The organism is Pyrococcus sp. (assembly GCF_030153625.1).
Classification (GTDB): domain Archaea; phylum Methanobacteriota_B; class Thermococci; order Thermococcales; family Thermococcaceae; genus Pyrococcus; species Pyrococcus furiosus.
The window spans coordinates 1-17,699 of record NZ_JASKLM010000038.1; the positions used below are offsets into that span (position 1 = coordinate 1).

Annotated in this window: 20 protein-coding genes, 1 rRNA gene and 2 pseudogenes; 4 read left to right on the forward strand and 19 right to left on the reverse strand. The window is 40.3% G+C overall.

All coding sequences use genetic code 11. From position 1 onward, the window contains the following. A pseudogene (locus PWP39_RS07225) lies at window positions 1-90 on the forward strand (IS6 family transposase); the annotation flags it as partial. Here PWP39_RS07225 and PWP39_RS07230 read toward each other — a convergent pair. The 19 genes and pseudogenes from PWP39_RS07230 to PWP39_RS07320 form a co-directional block, all read right to left on the reverse strand. Continuing rightward, window positions 91-1,074: pseudogene (locus tag PWP39_RS07230) on the reverse strand (BMP family lipoprotein); the annotation flags it as partial. A gap of 49 nt (window positions 1,075-1,123) precedes the next feature. Further along, the gene (locus PWP39_RS07235) at window positions 1,124-1,945 is read right to left on the reverse strand and encodes a shikimate kinase (RefSeq protein WP_011012840.1); all 822 of its coding nucleotides are present in this window, start codon (window positions 1,943-1,945) and stop codon (window positions 1,124-1,126) included. Continuing rightward, window positions 1,920-2,735, reverse strand: a complete 816-nt coding sequence (locus PWP39_RS07240) for a shikimate dehydrogenase (protein ID WP_011012839.1) — start codon at window positions 2,733-2,735, stop codon at window positions 1,920-1,922. The genes PWP39_RS07235 and PWP39_RS07240 overlap by 26 nt, the downstream gene beginning before the upstream one ends. Next, window positions 2,732-3,385, reverse strand: coding sequence for a 3-dehydroquinate dehydratase (locus tag PWP39_RS07245; RefSeq protein WP_011012838.1), 654 nt, complete (start codon window positions 3,383-3,385; stop codon window positions 2,732-2,734). The genes PWP39_RS07240 and PWP39_RS07245 overlap by 4 nt, the downstream gene beginning before the upstream one ends. Further along, entirely contained in the window at window positions 3,378-4,385 is a 1,008-nt protein-coding gene (aroB, locus tag PWP39_RS07250; RefSeq protein ID WP_011012837.1) for a 3-dehydroquinate synthase, read from the reverse strand. Before aroB ends, PWP39_RS07245 begins: the two co-directional genes overlap by 8 nt. Then, a complete protein-coding gene (gene aroF, locus PWP39_RS07255; protein ID WP_011012836.1) occupies window positions 4,373-5,161 on the reverse strand; it encodes a 3-deoxy-7-phosphoheptulonate synthase in 789 nt (262 codons plus the stop codon). The genes aroB and aroF overlap by 13 nt, the downstream gene beginning before the upstream one ends. A gap of 10 nt (window positions 5,162-5,171) precedes the next feature. Continuing rightward, complete coding sequence (locus PWP39_RS07260) at window positions 5,172-6,095, reverse strand: transketolase family protein (RefSeq protein WP_288073354.1); 924 nt, start codon at window positions 6,093-6,095, stop codon at window positions 5,172-5,174. Then, a complete protein-coding gene (locus tag PWP39_RS07265) occupies window positions 6,092-6,745 on the reverse strand; it encodes a thiamine pyrophosphate-binding protein (protein ID WP_288073356.1) in 654 nt (217 codons plus the stop codon). Before PWP39_RS07265 ends, PWP39_RS07260 begins: the two co-directional genes overlap by 4 nt. Next, window positions 6,738-7,052 carry a TK0271 family transcriptional activator gene (gene tar, locus PWP39_RS07270; protein WP_011012833.1) on the reverse strand — a complete coding sequence of 105 codons (315 nt, stop codon included), beginning with the start codon at window positions 7,050-7,052 and terminating at the stop codon, window positions 6,738-6,740. The genes PWP39_RS07265 and tar overlap by 8 nt, the downstream gene beginning before the upstream one ends. 153 nt (window positions 7,053-7,205) lie before the next feature. Beyond that, a complete protein-coding gene (locus PWP39_RS07275) occupies window positions 7,206-8,186 on the reverse strand; it encodes a [LysW]-lysine hydrolase (RefSeq protein WP_011012832.1) in 981 nt (326 codons plus the stop codon). Beyond that, window positions 8,161-9,261 carry an acetylornithine/succinylornithine family transaminase gene (locus PWP39_RS07280; RefSeq protein WP_011012831.1) on the reverse strand — a complete coding sequence of 367 codons (1,101 nt, stop codon included), beginning with the start codon at window positions 9,259-9,261 and terminating at the stop codon, window positions 8,161-8,163. The genes PWP39_RS07275 and PWP39_RS07280 overlap by 26 nt, the downstream gene beginning before the upstream one ends. A 5-nt stretch (window positions 9,262-9,266) precedes the next feature. Next, window positions 9,267-10,016, reverse strand: a complete 750-nt coding sequence (locus PWP39_RS07285; protein ID WP_011012830.1) for a [LysW]-aminoadipate/[LysW]-glutamate kinase — start codon at window positions 10,014-10,016, stop codon at window positions 9,267-9,269. Window positions 10,017-10,026: 10 nt separating this feature from the next. Then, the gene (gene argC, locus PWP39_RS07290; RefSeq protein ID WP_011012829.1) at window positions 10,027-11,019 is read right to left on the reverse strand and encodes an N-acetyl-gamma-glutamyl-phosphate reductase; all 993 of its coding nucleotides are present in this window, start codon (window positions 11,017-11,019) and stop codon (window positions 10,027-10,029) included. Next, a complete protein-coding gene (gene lysX / locus PWP39_RS07295; RefSeq protein ID WP_288073360.1) occupies window positions 11,016-11,837 on the reverse strand; it encodes a lysine biosynthesis protein LysX in 822 nt (273 codons plus the stop codon). The genes argC and lysX overlap by 4 nt, the downstream gene beginning before the upstream one ends. A gap of 37 nt (window positions 11,838-11,874) precedes the next feature. After that, complete coding sequence (lysW, locus tag PWP39_RS07300; RefSeq protein ID WP_011012827.1) at window positions 11,875-12,042, reverse strand: lysine biosynthesis protein LysW; 168 nt, start codon at window positions 12,040-12,042, stop codon at window positions 11,875-11,877. A 193-nt stretch (window positions 12,043-12,235) separates the two neighbouring features. Then, complete coding sequence (locus PWP39_RS07305) at window positions 12,236-12,730, reverse strand: 3-isopropylmalate dehydratase small subunit (protein WP_288073362.1); 495 nt, start codon at window positions 12,728-12,730, stop codon at window positions 12,236-12,238. Then, window positions 12,727-13,869, reverse strand: a complete 1,143-nt coding sequence (locus tag PWP39_RS07310) for a 3-isopropylmalate dehydratase large subunit (RefSeq protein WP_288073364.1) — start codon at window positions 13,867-13,869, stop codon at window positions 12,727-12,729. Before PWP39_RS07310 ends, PWP39_RS07305 begins: the two co-directional genes overlap by 4 nt. Then, on the reverse strand, window positions 13,866-14,996 hold the full coding sequence (lysS, locus tag PWP39_RS07315; RefSeq protein WP_288073366.1) for a homocitrate synthase: 1,131 nt from the start codon (window positions 14,994-14,996) through the stop codon (window positions 13,866-13,868). Before lysS ends, PWP39_RS07310 begins: the two co-directional genes overlap by 4 nt. A 174-nt stretch (window positions 14,997-15,170) precedes the next feature. Further along, entirely contained in the window at window positions 15,171-15,683 is a 513-nt protein-coding gene (locus tag PWP39_RS07320; protein ID WP_288073368.1) for a biotin transporter BioY, read from the reverse strand. A 59-nt stretch (window positions 15,684-15,742) separates the two neighbouring features. Between PWP39_RS07320 and PWP39_RS07325 the strand changes: the two genes are divergently transcribed. The 3 genes from PWP39_RS07325 (at window position 15,743) to rrf (ending at window position 17,695) form a co-directional block, all read left to right on the forward strand. Continuing rightward, a complete protein-coding gene (locus PWP39_RS07325; protein WP_288073370.1) occupies window positions 15,743-16,516 on the forward strand; it encodes a biotin--[acetyl-CoA-carboxylase] ligase in 774 nt (257 codons plus the stop codon). A 564-nt stretch (window positions 16,517-17,080) separates the two neighbouring features. Continuing rightward, a complete protein-coding gene (locus PWP39_RS07330) occupies window positions 17,081-17,527 on the forward strand; it encodes a protein-tyrosine phosphatase family protein (RefSeq protein WP_288073372.1) in 447 nt (148 codons plus the stop codon). Window positions 17,528-17,573: 46 nt separating this feature from the next. After that, window positions 17,574-17,695, forward strand: a 5S ribosomal RNA gene (rrf, locus tag PWP39_RS07335). The last annotated feature ends 4 nt before the right edge of the window (window positions 17,696-17,699 follow it).

Here is a 17,699-nt window from a genome sequence, read left to right on the forward strand (position 1 = left end):
TATAATTTTGTTAGAATTCATTCTCGGTTTGGTGGACCGCCTGGTGATGTGACTGAATGGCTTCAGGAGGTGATACCCCAGTTATCCTGACAGTATCCCACCCTCCTGGGCAAATTCTGCAAATTGCCTAACTCCATCCAAATTCCAGTAGCCAACGCCTCCCTCTTTGAGACCGAGGGTCATTATTCCTCCTTTCCATTGATTTTTGACAACCATTTCAATGGCCGTATAAACAGCAACGTCAACTCTCTTAGCTCCGCTAATTGGGATATACTCTGGTGCATACCACTCTTGACTTGCGTCTTGACCAATAGCAAGTGCTTTGCCCTTTCCTTGCTTATTCCAGTCGATTACTGCGTCAAACATTCCAACGTGAGTTAGACCTGCTAGGCCATAGAGAACTTTGGCACCCTGTTGCAACAGTTGCATTCCAGTAGTGTATCCAACTTGTGTATCTGTAAATGTTCCAGTGTACTGCCAGAGCAACTTCACGGGCTTCCCAGTCTTCTTCTCAAAATACTTTGCTCCATAGAGGTAGCCTATGTGGAATTTCCAAAGTGGTGGAATGTCCATTCCAGCTACAGCACCTATGGTATCGCCACCAAGTTCATAGGCCATTCCAGAGGCTATCACGCCTATGAGTGCTGCAGCTTCTTGTTCTCTAAAGAGAATATCTACTTCATTCTCCCTAACTTTTCCAGTAGTTGAGTCTATGAGGGCAAACTTTTGATCTGGATATTGATCTGCTACTTGATCTAATGGAGTAGTCCAAAGGAACCCAATTAGAACTAGGAGGTCATATTCCTTGCTTTCAGCCAGTTGCTTTAGTAAAGGTACCATATCTTCACGAGACTTTGGAGTCATGTATTCAACTTCTACTCCAAGTTCTTTCTTTGCCCTTTCTGCTCCTAAGTATGCCATATCATTGAAGCTTAAATCTCCCCTCCCTCCAACGTCAAAGAGAACTGCTACCTTTACTTTTTCTCCCTGGGTTTGAGTACCACCAATACATCCTGCTACAAATCCCATTATTACTAGAGCAACTACAGAAAGTGTAATTCCTACCTTTCTCATCTTAGTATCACCAAAAATAAATCATGTTTCAGGATTTATCTTTTTCGTCTTATCTTGTTGAAGTAATTATAACATCTCCAAATTCTCTCCAAACTTCTTCTATCCTCTCCGGTTCATCTGTAATTGCAAATACACTTGGTCCTTTTCCACTTAACCCCACTACAGCTCCAAGATGTAAGGCTTTGGATATGGGTTCAGGAGGATAGCTTAGAAATGTTGAGTATATCAATCCGTTTAAAACAAGTGCCTTTTTCCATTCCCCTTTAATTGCAAGCTTGAATGCTTCCTCAACATAGGGGGCTATTTTTAGGAAATCTACCCCTTTCAGCTCTTCTGTAAGAACTGTCTCATTTGGAACTAAAATTACCACTGGCAACTCATCAATTTCAATTCTCTTAAGTAGTTCAACTCTTAGATTATCTGTTAGGCACAAACCTCCAAAATAAGAGGCACAAGCATCGTCAAAAGCTCCCGTCAATGTTACCCCTGCTTTTTTCGCTGCCTCAACTCCAAGCTTTACGACCTTTATTCCGGGAATATTTAAGCGAAGAGCCCTTGCTATTGCTTCTACAAGAGCATTTGCTACGGCAGAGCTACTTTTTAGACCTTTTCCTACGGGTATTTCAGAGTTTATCTCGAACTCTATTCCAAATTCTATCCCAGAATACCTCCTCATTACATCCAAAACGGCATTTACTACTCTAAAATCGTTGAATTCTAACCCGTTTACAAGAATTTTCCCTTTAACTTCTCCGTCTGTTATCTTTACCTTGGCCTCAGTCCATAGGTCTATTCCAATAGCTCCGCCTTTTCCAGTTGCAAAAGCATTAACGACAGTTATTGCACTACTTCCTTTCCCTAAGCCACGCAAGGGCGACCCTCCTCATAAGTTCTACGTCTCCCTCCTCTCCAGTCCAAAGTCTAAAACTCTCTGCTCCTTGATAGACTAGCATCCAAAGTCCATCAATAGCTATACATCCCTTTTCCTGAGCATATCTAAGAAGTAGGGTGTTTAGTGGTTTGTAGACTATATCCATAACAACTAGCCCAGGTCTTAGGAGATTCTTTGGTACTAGACTTTTTTCTTCATTCATTCCAACTGAGGTTGCATTAATCAGTATATCTGCCCACTCGACATAATATGGGAGGGCTTCTAGGGAGTCTCCCACTATTCCAAACTTTTCTAACCTCTTGGCTTTCTCTATGGTTCTGTTTAAGACTACGACATTTGCAACTTTTGAGAGTTCATATGCAATTGCTTTTCCAGCACCTCCTGCTCCTAGAATTAAAATGTTGGCCCCATCTACCTGAGTAAATCGCTCCAATGCTCTTCTGGCTCCTATTCCATCCGTTGTATACCCCACTAGCTTTCCTTCAAGGTTCACAACAGTGTTTACGCTTCCTATATTTTGAGAGTCTTCGGAGAGCTCATCAAGGAATTTTATAACTTCTTCTTTGTAGGGCATTGTAACGTTTACTCCCTGAATGTCAAGTGCCTTAACACCGTTTATTGCATTCTTTAGATCTTTTTTCACTTCGAATGGGACGTAAATGGCATTTATTCCAAATTTTTTGAATAGGGCGTTGTGCATTATTGGGCTCAAGGAGTGTTTTACTGGATTGCCAATTATTCCATAAATTTTTGTTTCTCCGTTTATCATTTTGTCTCACCTAGCAATTCTAGGATTTTTCTCATCTCTCCAACTGTAAATTGTCCAGGAGCTACGCTATTGTCAATGCTAACATACGTAAAAGGAGAGTAGAGGGCGCTAAATATTCTTGAAATTTTTCCCTTCTCGCCCATGCAAAACGCAATTAGATTTTCGCTGTTCTCGTAGAGTTTGATCACCTCTATGTTGTCTCGAAAATCCCTCGCATAGGTCACGATTTTTATTATATCTGGTTCAAGCTCTATCATCGAATCCAAAATTGATTGGAGAGTTTGGTATGAAGGAGTTTTAGAAAAGTTATGGTATGATAGGATTACTTTGCTCCCTATTTTTGAGGAGAGGTTTATTACATCCTCCACGATATTTGAGTAAAGTTCAACATCGAAATATGCAGGTTTAATTTTTGCAAACTTCTCAAATAATTTTAACCTTTCTTGTTCTTCAATGCGTTTTGCTCCTCCCTCTTCTACTTTCCTCACGGTCACTATCAGCTTGTTTGAATGAGGTAAGAGGAGTTCAATGTTCTCCATGCTCTCCAGGTAATCTACTCTAAGCTCATAAAGGTCGGCTTCATGTAGCTTTATCTTTTTTACAGCTTCTTCAATGGTTTTAGCTATTATAACTCCGGCCAATTTAGGCATTTTTAGCTTCCTCCAGCGCTTGTAGAATTATCTTTTCATCTACCTCCTCAATATTGGCTTTTCCAATCTCAACCGGAACAACAATAACTATCTTTCCGTACCAAGCCTTTTTGTCGATTTTCATGGCTTGAAGAGTTGTGTATGGATCAAAGGGTATTTTTACAGGCAAACCAAATTTAGTTAGTATCTCAACAACTTTCCCTGAATCAAAGCCATACAATATTTCTCCAATTTTTGCTTCCACAACTAATCCCATTGAAACTGCGAAGCCGTGTTTTATTTTGTAGTCAGAAATTTTCTCTATGGCATGTCCTACTGTGTGACCCAAGTTTAGAACTCTCCTCTTTCCGTTTTCCTTTAAATCTTCCTCTACGATTCTCAGTTTTACCGCTACAGATTTCTTTATTATATCCTCCCTTTCTACAATTTCCCTGGGAGAGTTCATTGTTTTAATTGCATTGTAGACTTCTTTGTCTAGTATTCCATACTTCACAACTTCAGCTAACCCATTAAGAATTTCCACCATTGGGAGGGTCTTGAGAAAGTCCCTACAAATTAGCACGAATTTCGGAAGGTAAAATGTTCCAATTATATTCTTCCCGTAGAAATTTATGCCAGTTTTTCCCCCAATAGCTGCATCAACTTGGGCTAGAAGTGTTGTGGGAACGAGACCTAGGTATGTTCCTCTCATATATGTTGAGGCAACAAAACCAGCAATGTCTGTTATAACCCCTCCACCTAACCCTATTAGGAGTGATCTTCGTGTAAATCCCATTTCTAGTAATTTTTCCCAAATATATCTAACTGTATCTAAATCTTTGTATTTTTCCCCATCTGGAACAACGATTGTCTGGGGTTTGAACTCTTTTAACCACGTTAGAACTTCTTCGAGCCATAATTCCTTTAGAGTTGTGTTAGTTAGAACTACTACCTTGTAGGGAGAAAGAGAAGAAAGCAAATCGGGAAGTGTTGAAAGATCTCCAAAAATTATCCCTTCCATCCCAGGGCCTCCAGCTCTTTTAGTAGTTGTAAGAAGTCATCAAACGTTAGTTGTTGCTGGGAATCTGAGAGTGCCTTTTCTGGTTCTGGATGAACTTCAACCATAATACCATCTGCTCCAATGGCATATGCAGCCTTGGCTAGTGGAATTACTAGGCTTCTCCTTCCTGCTGGGTGGGAGGGGTCTACAATAATTGGTAGGTGAGAAAGTTCCTTCACCACTGGGACTGCAGAAATATCAAGTGTAAATCTCGTAGCTGTTTCAAAAGTCCTTATACCTCTTTCACATAATATTACGTTCTCGTTTCCTTGCGCCATAATGTATTCGGCCGAGTATAGCAGCTCTTGTATTGTGTTCCCCATGCCTCTTTTTAGCAGAACTGGATTTTCCACCTTACCAACCTCTTTTAAGAGTTCAAAGTTCTGGGAATTTCTGGCTCCTATCTGGAGGATGTCTGAGTATTTTGCCACGAGTTCGACATGCCTTGTGTCCATAACTTCAGTTACAGTTACTAATCCGTATTCATCAGCGGCCTCTCTCATCCACCTTAGGGCCTTTTCTCCATACCCTTGGAAGGAATAGGGGGAAGTCCTTGGTTTAAATGCTCCCCCACGCAAAACTTTGATTCCAACTTCTGCCAAAAATTCAGCCACCTTCATAATTTGATCCCTGCTTTCTATTGAGCATGGCCCTGCGATTATTGTGAACCCCTCACCAAACTTAACGTCATTGATTTTAACTACGGTCTTCTCTTTGTATTCTTTTGAGTACTTCATAACGCTCAAATTACATCACCACCTGGACAATTTTTTGGTAGATTTTGTCGGGTGTTAATCCATACCTGTCTAGAAGTGCAAGATAATCCCTACCAGATTGTCCAAACTCTACTGTTCCTATTCTAATCACTCTCCTGGGAAGTTTTTCGCTCAAAACCTCTGCAACTGCTCCTCCTAGTCCTCCATAAATGCTGTGTTCTTCAAGGGTAACAACTACTTCAGCTCTCTTTGCATAGTGCAAGAGAGTCTTTTCGTCAAGTGGCTTTATTGTATGCATATCAATTACACTTGCATCGAAATTCAGTTTTTCGAGCATTTTAGCTACATTTAATGCTGTATGAACCAAAGTTCCAGTTGCCACTAGGAGTATTTCGTTCCCTTTTCTTAGCACGTTGGCCTTTCCTAGCTTTATCTCTGCCCCATCTTCATAGACCCTTGGAGCATAGTCCCTTCCTATCCTCATATATACTGGCCCGTGGGTCTCTATAATCTGCCCGAGCAATGCCTTCGTTGCGTATGCATCTGCGGGGACAACGACCTTCATATTTGGCAAAACTCTCATAAGGGCTATATCTTCTAGACATTGGTGGGATGAGCCGTCCAGGTGATCTGAAAATCCTGAATGAGTTCCTACTATCTTCACATTTAAGTTGTCTCTTGCCACAGTATTTCTTATCTGTTCCCAAGCTCTCATTAGGAATACTGCAAATGCAGAGGCCACTGGTATTTTTCCTGCAATTGCAAGTCCTGCTGCGGTTCCTATCATATCTTGTTCACTTATTCCGACTTGGATAAATCTATTTGGAAATGCTTTTTCGAAATATAGTGTCTTTGTTGATCCCTTCACATCTGCGTCAATTACAACGACTTCCTCTATTCTCTCCCCAATTTCGACCAGTGCTCTTCCGAAAGCTTCTCTGAAGCTTTCTATCACCAATTCCACCTCGCTATAATGACTTTTGGCTTATCATTGATTTTTTCTAGTTCGATTATAGTTTTCTTTAGTTTTTCTACCTCATTTTCAATTTCCCTAACTTCCCATCCAAAGGCCTTCCACTTCTCTGCCAAAGGCTCCTTTGCGAGTATATCTTCAGTATGTCCCGTAAGCTGGTAGTAGTTTCTGTCAATAATTGCTATAACATTATCAAGGTTGTGATGTGCTGCTGTCATGGCAGCTTCCCATATTTGGCCTTCATCTAACTCTCCATCTCCTAAAACAACAAATATTCTGCCTTTCTTTTTGTCCATTTTTTTAGCTAGTGCTATACCGTTTGCCACAGAGAGTCCTTGACCTAGTGATCCTGAAGAGACTTCAATAAAGGGAAGTCCCCTAGTTACATGGCTTGGAAGCCCATCAATTTCTGCAAAGCTCATAAGTTCTTCATCACTTATCAGTCCCATTTTCCAGAGTAAGACGTAGAATGCTGGGGCTGAGTGTCCCTTGCTGATTATTATTGTATCCTCTTCCTTCTTTAACTCTAAAACTGCTTGGAGTATTCTGAGGCAAGTTAAAGAGGAGTTCATGTGAAAGCCATTAACAGGCTTTAGCATCTCTTTTAACTTTACTGTAAGAACTTCACTCACTTCCATCACCTCTTAAAATTGTCAGAACAAGTTTTCCTTCTTCAGTCAATCTAACGGGTTTTGGATCATCCTTTGTTCCGTATTCTATCAATCCTAGCTCCTTCAGAATTCTTGCATTAAGCTTTAGGGTTGACAGTGGTTTCCTTTTCTTTCTGCTAAGTTCCTCAAGTAGAGCGTTCAATGACCTGTGCTTGCCGTTTATGCTTTCAAGTATAAGCCTCTGATTTTCGTTTAAAGCTCTAAGAAGTAGTTTTCTTAGAACATCTACCCCGCCGTTATCTATTGATATTGGCAGGGCATCACCCATTGGCGGGGCATCACCTTTTGCTGTGTAAATTGGCGTGGCATCACCCTATCACCATCCACAAAGAAAATAAAAAGAGTATTTAAATTCTTGGGCAACTGTTCCTATCCAAATGACAAAATTTGTCAAGATATGAATTAGAAAAGTAGCGGTTTGTCAATCGTTTGAGCTGAGCTCGAGAATTGCGTTTTTAAGGATTTCAATAGCTTCTAGGTATTCCCTGAGCTTTATCCTTTCGTAGGGAGTGTGGTCAAGCTTGGAATCTCCAGGCCCATATGCTATTGCATCCACTCCATACTTTGGTCCGAGAATATTTGTATCGGCTGTGCCAGTTTTTTTCTTTAGCTTCGGCTTGTAACCTGCTTTCCTTATTGCTCTAACGAACGCTCTTACAAGGGGAGAAGTTCTACTTACTTCATATGCTGGAACAAAGTCAATGATGTCCCATTCTTTTGGAGGCATATATCCGGGAGGAGTTCTTAAATTAACTATCATCTCTCCAAAAAAGTCAAACTCCCTTTCATATGCAACAAATTTGACAATTCTTCCGCTCAGACTGTTAAAGCCCTCACCGAAGTACTTGGCTATAGTGAGCCATTTCTCTATTAGTTTTTCAGCTGCTCCGACTCCAATGCTGCCGTGCACTTTTTCTACTGTTTCTGTAAACTTAACTGTTAAACTACCTTTGTATCCAATCGTTACTCCATTGGTTCCACTTGGTTCTCCCACAATTATGTAATCAGGTTTTGGAACTTCTAAGTTCTTTGCCCCCTTGGAAAATCCTTCTTCATCCACTAACCCAGCAAAAATTATGTTTGCGTCACTTTCTATTGTAGCAAAAAAGAAAGTAGCTAATGGCCCTTTTGCATCGACAGCCCCTCTGCCCCATAGCTCTCCGTTCTCAATCCTGACGGGAATATAGCCCGGAACTGTATCCATATGGCCAGCTAATAGGATTAGTGGTCCCTTTCCCTTTTTTACAGCGATTACGTTCCCTACATCATCGAGATATGCCTCTATCCCATAATTTTCAAAGGATTTAATGAGGAACTTAGCAACCCCATTTTCTTTTCCCGTCGGACTATAGATTTCAACAAGGCGTTTAAGAAACTCAATTTTTTCTTCCGTAGATATCATTAATAACACCTTCAATGGCCGATTTTGCTTGATTTATCTCATCTTTGCTAATTATAAGAGGTGGGAGAAGTCTTATAACCCGCTGCCCCGCTGTGTGAACGAGATAACCTCTATTTTGAAGTTCTTCTACCACTTTAGCTACGGGTTTTTTCATGACTATTCCTATCATTAGCCCTTTTCCTCTCGTTAAGACAACATTTTCTCCTTTTATTTCAATGAACTTTTCAGCAGCTTTTTCGATTAGTTTTTCTCTTCTCAAAATTCTTAGAGTTACGGCCACAGCTTTACAGGCTAGAGGATTTCCTCCAAATGTTGATCCGTGTTTCCCTCTTTCCACGTCAAAGTTTGTTAATGTTAAGCTTACTGGCACTCCATTTCCAATGCCCTTACCCATAGTTACAATGTCTGGTTCCACTTTGTAATGCTCAATAGCTAGAAATTTTCCTGTCCTAAGACCACTCTGAACTTCATCTGCAATTAGCAAGGCTCCTTTGTCTTCAGTAAGATCTCTAAGTGTTTTGACGAACTCTTCATTTGCTGGAACAACTCCTCCTTCTCCTTGAATTGGCTCAAATATTACAGCTGCAGTTTCCGTAGTTATTGCTTCTTTTGCTGCTTCAACATCGTTGAAAGGTATGTGCTTAAACCCAGGAACTAAAGGTTTGAAGTCTTCTCTATACTTTGGTTTCCAAGTAGCACTTAAAGCCCCCATTGTCCTTCCATGGAAAGCGTTTGTCATAGCTATTATCTCTTTTCTCCCGGTATAAAGCCTAGCAAACTTTAATGCAGCTTCAACTGCTTCTGTTCCTGAATTTCCTATGTATACGTATTCGTATGTGACAAATTTTTCAAGTTCTTCAAGCATCTCGTACTTTTCCTCATGATCAAACATTGGGCCTGCAACTACAAGCTTTTCTAGCTGTTCCTGCAATTCACTTACCCACTCGGGATGATTGTGTCCTAGAACGTTTACTCCAATACCTGCTATTAAGTCTATGTACTTCTTTCCCTGGGAATCCCATACGTAAATTCCTTCTCCTTTTACGAGCCTTAGTCTCTTCCTGTACAAGCTCATTTCCCTCAATATATCACCGTCCTTCCGTTTAATCCTTCAATTACAACGTTCTTAATACCACTGTTTATCGCTTCTTTGGCCATAAGAAGCTTCTTTTTCATTCCTCCCTTTGCAAAAATTAAGTATTTCTCTATTTCATCTGCAGGGAGCTCTGAAACTACTTTTCCTCCAGCCATAAATGCTGTGTCTGAGAGGAAGTAGAGCTCCTTTGCATCCATGGCGAGGGCCACATGATAAGCAACTTTATCACCATCTACGTTGAGGGGAGTGTTCTCAATTGGGTCATAGGCAATGGAAGCTATAACTGGAGTTCCAATCTTGAGATACTCTCTTAGGATTTGAGTGTTCACTTTCTTTATTACTCCAGAATAATCATCCCTAATGGCAACAACTCTTCCATTGATAACTGCTTTGATTAGCTTTTTCCTCTCTCCAATAATCAGCTCCCTGTCAAGTCCTGTGAGGCCTATTGCGTTTATTCCTTGATTTCTCAAGAATTCAACAATTTCTTTATTGGCCCTTATCATTGCGGCTACATAAACCTTAAGCACTTCCTTTGTTGTTCTTCTAAAGGTTACCCCAGAGGGGCTTGTTAGCTTCTCTATTTTAACTCCCATTTTCCTGGAAAGTTCATCAACATGTCTTGATCCTCCATGAACAATAACTGAATTTCCCAGAATTTCTGAGATTCCGTTTTCTCTCCATAGATTTTCTAGCATTGATATAACGGAACCTCCAATCTTCACGACTCTCATTGTTACCACCTCACACGGGATAAACAGGATAATACTCTAATCCAGTCGTTTCTTTAAGTCCAAACATTATGTTCATGTTTTGAACAGCCTGTCCAGCTCCTCCCTTGATCAAGTTATCTATTGCCGAGAATACCATCACCCTTGAGTTTTCGGAGTCGTATGCGAATCCTATATCGATAAAATTGCTTCCAATGACGTACTTTGGATCAGGATACCTTTGTAATCCTCCTTTATCAGTTACGATTCTTACAAAGGGCTCGTCTTTATACATCAAGAGCTTTCTCAGCAGTTCTCTTTCATTGCCCTCATAGCGGAAGTAAATTGTAGCTAACAATCCTCTCACTAAGTCTACAGAATGGACTGTGAACATGGCCTTTACTCTAGTTTCCTGCAGAACCTCTGCCTCGTGCCTGTGGTGATAGGGCTTGTATACCCTAACCACGTTGCTTCTTTCTGGATGAATACTTGCAATGTTCTCTCTTCTTCCTCCTGCAGAGGAGCTGACTTTTAGGTCAACTATGGCCTCCTGAGTTAAGTCCTTGAAGGGATAGAGTCCAAGGATCGTTGCTGTGGCATTACACCCTGGATTGGCAACAAGTTCGGCCTTTTTTATTTCTTTTCTGTGAAGCTCTGGTAAGCCGTAAGTAAATCTGTCTATGAGTTCGGGTTTCTCGTGCGGACCATAATACTTTTCGTACAACTCTTTCTTTATCCTGAAATCAGCGCTCATGTCTATTATCTTAGCACTTCCCAAGAACTCCTCTATGATTTTCATAGATGTCCCATGTGGGACTGCCAAGAATATCACATCTGCATCGAAATTGTAGTCGTTTGTGAATCTTAAGTCAAGTCCTCTAAGGTTTGGATGAACTTTATGCACTTTCTTTCCGGCATATTGTCTTGAGGTTATTGCAGTAATCTCAACTTCTGGATGCATTGCGAGTAACCTAACTAATTCCCCTCCGATATATCCACTAGCCCCAACAACAGCAGCCTTGATCATCTCTTTGCCACCTCCACTGCATATTCAACGAGTTTTCGAGCAATATCAACTCCAGTAACTCTGGCTGCGTTCTTAAACTCCATATTTGGATTAACTTCGTTGACTAACAACCCCTGAGGGCTTTCAAAAATGTCTATTGCTAAAGCTCCATCTCCAAATGCCTCCCAAGCTTTTATTGAGACTTCTTTGACATCTTCATCTGTACAGGGGGTAGCCTTGCCTCCCCTAGCTGTGTTTGTAATCCAATGATCAGAATACCTGTAAATAGCAGTCACGAATTCTCCTCCTATCACATAACTCCTAATGTCTCTTCCAGGTTTTTCTACGAACTCTTGAAAGTAATGGATGTTGTAAAGGGGATTTTTCATCCAGGTTTTATGTTCAAGTAGGCTCTCTAGGGCGTCGATATCGTTTACTTTCGTCACTAACCTACCCCAGCTTCCATAGATAGGCTTTGATACAAATGGAAATCCAAGCTTTTTCCCCAAATTTTTCGCGCCATTCTCGCTTATTGCAACTCCCCACCTGGGAACCTTTACTTTCTTTGAAAGTTTCAATGTTGCAAGTAATTTGTCTCCAGCTTCAAGTATTATATTAAACGGATTTACTACGGGAATTCCAGCATCTTCAAACAACTTTGCTAGGTATAGGGCCTTAAAATGGCTTATATTCCTAATTATAACAACGTCTAAGTCAAATTTTGCGGGAAATGTCATGTCGTCCTCGTGCAACATTATAACTTCTCCAAACTCACTGGCTCTCTCTCTAATCATTACTTCCTCTTTTCTCAAGATTGTGTATGTAATTCCGATCTTCATAGGATTCTCCTCCATAAAAAAATAAAAGCTGGGGAAACTACTCTCCCCAGTCCTCTTCAACTTCTGGAAGCTCTTCCAGTGTTAGGGGGTTCAAACTAACGACTTCAAGCTCTGCTCCGCATACAGGGCACTCAACTATCTGGTGTAACTCCACTCCGTCAACTTCTATCTCTGCTCCACATACGGGACACTCAACTACACTCATTCCAACCACCTCCTGGCTTTGGTTTCAAATACAATGTATTTGTAATAATTTCGTATCATATAGTTCTGAAAATCAATATTTTGTTTCAAATATTACATATCAAAGCGAGTTAATATAGTGCTTACTCTAATTTCTTCGTTCCAAAGATCCTCTATATCCTCATCTAAGTTTTTTAGAGTCTCCCAAATGACTGCTATTGTATCCATAAATCTCCCCTCCTTCTAATGTATTCAATAATACCCCCTTCTTCGACTATATCGAGAAGAAAACTGTCAAGTGGCTTAAACTTTAGAACTTTCCCATTTTCTTTCCTTACTTCCCCAGTTCTCCAGTTAACCTCAACAATTTCTCCATCTAAGAGTGGGTCGGTATCTCCTATCAAAAGGGGGAGTCCCAGGTTCACTGCGTTTCTAAAGAATATTCTTCCAAACGATTTTGCAATTACTCCCCCTACTCCCGCAGCTTTTAGTGCTAAGGCTGCAGATTCTCTTGATGATCCTATTCCAAAGTTTTTTCCTCCAACAACTACATCTCCTGGTTTAACTTCTTTGGAAAACTCTGGTCTTTCTTCAATGAATGCTATCTTTGCTAGCTCGTTTGGATCTTTTGTTAAGTTATATCTTCCGGGAGTTATTGCGTCTGTTGAAATGTTATCCCCAAATTTCCATACTCTACCCCTTGTTATCATATATGCCCCTCCGGATTCGTTATTTCTCCATATAAAGCGCTTACAGCTGCAGTTATTGGATTAGAAAGGTAAATCTGTGCATTGGGAGACCCCATTCTCCCTCTGAAGTTTCTATTTGTCGTGCTTAGAACTACTTCCCCATCCCCAACTACACCCATATGTCTCCCTAAGCAAGGCCCACATCCTGGGGGAAGAATAACTGCTCCAGCTTCAATGAGTTTTCTTGCTATTCCCTCTTCTATCATCCTCTTGTATACACTCATAGATGCAGGGCCAACGATAGTCCTGACTGCCACTTCTTCTCCTTCCAAAATATCAGCAGCCTTGGATATTTGTTCAAACATCCCATTTGTGCATGAGCCTATGAAGACTTGATCTATTTTTGTCCCCTCTACTTCTTCCACTGGAACAACGTTTCCCGGATTATGCGGTTTTGCAACGAGAGGATTAAGGGAATTTAGCTCAACTTCGAGCTCTTTTATGTACCCATCTCCTGTATACTCTTCTCCTATTATTCCCGTTTTTGCATTGGCCTCCACTACAAAGTTTGTTAGTGTTAGGCGCTCATCAAGAGAGAAAGGAACATTGAAGAATTCTACAGCCTTATAGTTCATATCGTAGTTCCTTAGTATTGAGATGAGATGAAGTATCACATCAGTTGCCGTGACATACTTTGAAGGATTACCCTCGAGAATAACTCCAACACTTTCTGGAATTCTGAACCATGTCTTTCCTAGCCCCAAAATTACAGCAACATCCGTTGCTCCCATTCCTACGGCAAAGACTCCCAGTGCCCCGAGAGTTGGAGTATGAGAATCAGCTCCCACAACTATCTTTGAGTTCTCCGCTAGTCCCATCTCAACGACGAGTTGATGGCTGATTCCTTGTCCCTCTATTACTGGAATTCCATGCCTTTTTGCGAAGTCTCTAATCTCTTTTTGCAAGTTTGCAATCTTTACTGTAGGAGCTGGATACACGTGGTCAAAAAAGATATATGCCCTTGCCCTTACGGTGGTAAAGGCCTTATTAAATGCTTCTATTATTAGGGGCATTGTTCCATCGTGAGCGTATACTAAATCCACTTTCCTAACTACGCTCTCTCCAACTTTTCCACCAAGAATCTCCTCAATTAACGTCATATTGCTAACCTCCTGGCTTCTTCTATTAATTTTTCCCAGGTATAAGGTTCTCTGCTTTCTTTTACTTTTCTTAGAAGTTCTTCAACAATATTTTCATCTTCAATGCCTGCTTTCCTTAAGTAAAACCTAATAGTATCTCTGCCAGCAAATCTATCTAGGTAGATTCTTCTTTCCCTGCCAAAGGTTTCTGCAGGAAGAAATTCGTAGAAAGTTGGGTCTTTGATTACGGCAGAGACATGAAGTCCTGCTTTATGTGTAAATGCATTCTCTCCCACTATCGGGTAGTTTTGCTGTGGTCTTATTCCTGTTATTTTGGTAAGTAGCTGGCTCAAGTAGTAAAGCATCTCCAGCTTGTACTTTTTGATGCCATAATGATAATATAGAACTGTAGCAATTTGAGCCAAATCAACAATTCCCGCCCTCTCTCCTAATCCATTTATGGTAGCATCAACCAGTGTTGCACCTGCTTCAATTCCCATGAGTGCATTTGCAAGAGCCAAGCCAAGATCGTTATGGCAGTGGACATTTACAGGTATTCCAAACTCTGTAACATTTCTAACGAGCATGTAGAATTTTAGAGGATGAGCACTTCCTGTTGTATCTGCTATGCTAATTCTGTCAGCTTTTAGTTCTTTTGCAAGATTAAGTGCGGCTACTAAGTTCTTCCATTCAGTCCTTGTTGTATCCTCTGGAGTAAACCTAACCTTTAACCCGTGGTCTTTTGCATACTCTATAGCTCTACTAATTCTGTCTAATGCCTGTTCTAGAGTTATTCCAAATCTCTTGGTTAGGCAGTGATTTGACAAGCAGAAAAATATTCCTATCCAGTCTGTCCCTGCTTTTAGAACATAGTCCACATCACTTATTAAGGCTCTTGAATGTGCAAGAAGATTTGCCTTAAGTCCTTGCTGAGCTACGAGCTTTATCCCCTCGAATACATCTCTGCTTACTGCTGGATGTCCAACTTCGATAAACTCAACACCAAACTCATCTAAAGCTAAGGCTATTTCAAGTCTCTGCTCTGGTGTGTAGTTAACTCCAGGTGTTTGCTCTCCTTCTCTTAGGGTTGAGTCTAGTAATAGTATTTCTCTTCTTCTGCTTAATATACACCACCCATCCCTCATCATTTTGCATAGGTATTTAAAATTTTCGGTAAATTTTTTGTCTTTTCGAAAAATTTTTTGAATTTCTAGTCATATCGAAAAAATTTAGATCAAATATTAAAATTCTCGAAAAATTTTTGTGCATCTACAATTTTATTTGCTTTGTTCAAAATCAAGATTTTAAAAATGTAAAGAGAGTCATCTGACAACATTCTTTATTCTCTCAGAAATTACAAGCGCAATTAGAGCCTTGATAATGTCAAAAACAATGAAAGGTGCAACCCCTAGATAAAATGCTTTCTTAAAGTCCATATCTAGCCATATTCCGAGTCTTACCCACCCAAGAATGTAAATTATACCTAATCCAAGAAGACATCCTCCTAGTTTTCCCCAAGAAGATTTAGTTTTTTCTGAAAAATAACCTGAAATAAAGGCTGCTATTGGAAAAGCTAGTAAATACCCTCCAGTTGGTCCATAAATATGAATTATCCCTCCGCTAAATCTAGCAAAGACTGGTAATCCAAGTGCTCCTAGCAAGAGGTAGATAACTTGGCTAAGTGTTCCAAGCTTTGCTCCTAGAACCAGTCCCGAGAGAAATACCATGAGGACTTGAAAAGTAAATGGTACTGGGCCAAGGGGTACAGAAATCTGAGCACCAACTGCTGTTAATGCTGCAAATACTCCCGATAATACAATTTCTCTGGCTTTCATGTGATCACCCCTGATATGATTTCGTTAACCTTTAAATGTATTTTGGTTAACCATAAAGAGTGAAATTTTTGAAGCATTTTAAGAATAACATTGAGATGCTAAAGAATAGCTCAATAAAAAGAAAAATACTTGAAGAGTTGAGAAAAGGAAGAACAGTTTCAGGAGACTATTTAGCGTCGAAATTAGGAGTGTCTAGAGTTGCTATTTGGAAACATATTAGGGAATTAAAAGAGTTAGGTTACGGGATAATCGCTGATAAAAAGGGATACAGACTAGTTCATGAACCAAGAAAACCTTATCCTTGGGAGATTGATATCCCCTCATATTATCTTAAAAAAACGACTTCTACAATGGAAGTAGCTAAAAAATTAGCTGAAAAAGGTGAAAAAAGTTTTACAGTGATTATAGCTGAAGAGCAGATCCAAGGAAGAGGGAAGCTAAAGAAAAAGTGGCAATCAAAACCAGGAGGGTTGTATTTTTCTATAATATTGAGGCCAAAAATTAGACTAGTAGATGTAGAGAACTTAGTTCCTTTACTCTCTTCTGCAATCCTTGATACTTTAAAAAAATTGGGAATTGAAGGAAATGCAAATGATAAAGGAGAAATTTTTGTAAATGGGAAAAAGATAGGAGGGATACTAATAGAAGCTAAGGGTGAGATCGACATAGTTGAGTACGTTATTGTGGGGATTGGAATAAATGTTAACAATGAAGTTACTTATCTATCAGCAACATCGTTAAAAAAAGAACTTGGAAGGGAAGTGGATTTACTGGAGTTCTCCAAGAATATCTTATCAGCAATATTAGATACTTTGAGACGCAATTTCAATTAATTTTTTGATTTAGATTTCTGCTGAATCACAAACTTTAGTAGTTTAGTGCATCCAAGAATTACTCCCTCAACAACTTCTATTTTTAGAACTTTTTCAGCGACGGGGTTCCCCCTACGGGGGTTTTGGTGTAATTTTGTGGAATTTCATCCCAATTCTTTGTTTTTCTACTGCTATGACCCCGTAGGGGTTGGTCTTCACCAGCCCTTCCTCGGGTTTTAAAACCCTCCAAGCCTCTAATCCTTTCGGGGCAACCCCCGGGCCCTACATCCGAAGGTTACACGTGGATTTCATTTGATGCCCTCTTGGGGTATTAACCGACCCCCGCATGCGGGGCAAACCAGAGTACATGCTCATCCTTTATATATTTTCCCCCCACTGTTTTGAAATTATACAAAAAGAAAAACAGTTAGAAATGGCATCAATTATGCTAACCATTCGGATTCTCGTATTTTCTAAATTTTTCTCTGTTTATTTTAATTTCATATGGATTCAGGAGCTATTTCTTCATATCCCCGAAAACTAAATGCTTAAGAATGTTTTACAAAAAACCTTTCAGGTGATATTATGGAGGTTCGTTTTGTTGATGACTATGTAGCGTTTTCTAGAATGCCATATGAAGATGAGGTTGAAGAATTAGTTAAGGAGTTCGATGCTTTCGTTGTGTTAGTTGAGGAATTTGAGCTGGAATACGACCTAGAAAAAGTTAGAATGGAGGTTGAAGTTTTACACGTCCCAATACCCGATTTTACGGCTCCGAGCATTGAAGAATTAAAATACATCGTGAAGTGGATTGATGAAAAGGTGAAAGAAGGAAAGAAAGTTCTAGTACATTGCTATGGAGGGAGTGGAAGAAGTGGAACTGTGGTTGTGGCTTGGTTAATGTATAAGTATAAGCTCCCTTTAAAAGAAGCACTTTTGGAAGTTAGGACCTTGAAGCCAAGTGCTGTAGAAACTAGGGATCAGCTAGAGGTTCTTAAAGAATTCGAAAAGCTTCTAGGAACTATTGTCTGAGGTAAACCGTAAAGTTTTTAAAGTGTTTGTGGGGAGTTGGTAGTGGTACGGCGGCCATAGCGGGGGGGCCACACCCGGTCTCATTTCGAACCCGGAAGTTAAGCCCCCCAGCGATCCCGGTTGTACTGCCCTCCGAGAGGGGGCGGGAAGCCGGGGACGCCGCCGGCCACTA

Bases quoted from the DNA above. Each gene is read 5' to 3' on its own strand.
- PWP39_RS07240 (WP_011012839.1), bottom strand. From the start codon at position 2,735: ATGATAAACGGAGAAACAAAAATTTATGGAATAATTGGCAATCCAGTA.
- PWP39_RS07245 (WP_011012838.1), bottom strand. From the start codon at position 3,385: ATGCCTAAATTGGCCGGAGTTATAATAGCTAAAACCATTGAAGAAGCT.
- aroB (WP_011012837.1), bottom strand. From the start codon at position 4,385: ATGGAAGGGATAATTTTTGGAGATCTTTCAACACTTCCCGATTTGCTT.
- aroF (WP_011012836.1), bottom strand. From the start codon at position 5,161: ATGAAGTACTCAAAAGAATACAAAGAGAAGACCGTAGTTAAAATCAAT.
- tar (WP_011012833.1), bottom strand. From the start codon at position 7,052: ATGGGTGATGCCCTGCCAATATCAATAGATAACGGCGGGGTAGATGTT.
- PWP39_RS07275 (WP_011012832.1), bottom strand. From the start codon at position 8,186: ATGATATCTACGGAAGAAAAAATTGAGTTTCTTAAACGCCTTGTTGAA.
- PWP39_RS07280 (WP_011012831.1), bottom strand. From the start codon at position 9,261: ATGAGCTTGTACAGGAAGAGACTAAGGCTCGTAAAAGGAGAAGGAATT.
- PWP39_RS07285 (WP_011012830.1), bottom strand. From the start codon at position 10,016: ATGAGAGTCGTGAAGATTGGAGGTTCCGTTATATCAATGCTAGAAAAT.
- argC (WP_011012829.1), bottom strand. From the start codon at position 11,019: ATGATCAAGGCTGCTGTTGTTGGGGCTAGTGGATATATCGGAGGGGAA.
- lysX (WP_288073360.1), bottom strand. From the start codon at position 11,837: ATGAAGATCGGAATTACATACACAATCTTGAGAAAAGAGGAAGTAATG.
- lysW (WP_011012827.1), bottom strand. From the start codon at position 12,042: ATGAGTGTAGTTGAGTGTCCCGTATGTGGAGCAGAGATAGAAGTTGAC.
- PWP39_RS07305 (WP_288073362.1), bottom strand. From the start codon at position 12,730: ATGATAACAAGGGGTAGAGTATGGAAATTTGGGGATAACATTTCAACA.
- PWP39_RS07310 (WP_288073364.1), bottom strand. From the start codon at position 13,869: ATGACGTTAATTGAGGAGATTCTTGGTGGAAAAGTTGGAGAGAGCGTA.
- lysS (WP_288073366.1), bottom strand. From the start codon at position 14,996: ATGATGAGGGATGGGTGGTGTATATTAAGCAGAAGAAGAGAAATACTA.
- PWP39_RS07320 (WP_288073368.1), bottom strand. From the start codon at position 15,683: ATGAAAGCCAGAGAAATTGTATTATCGGGAGTATTTGCAGCATTAACA.
- PWP39_RS07330 (WP_288073372.1), top strand. From the start codon at position 17,081: ATGGAGGTTCGTTTTGTTGATGACTATGTAGCGTTTTCTAGAATGCCA.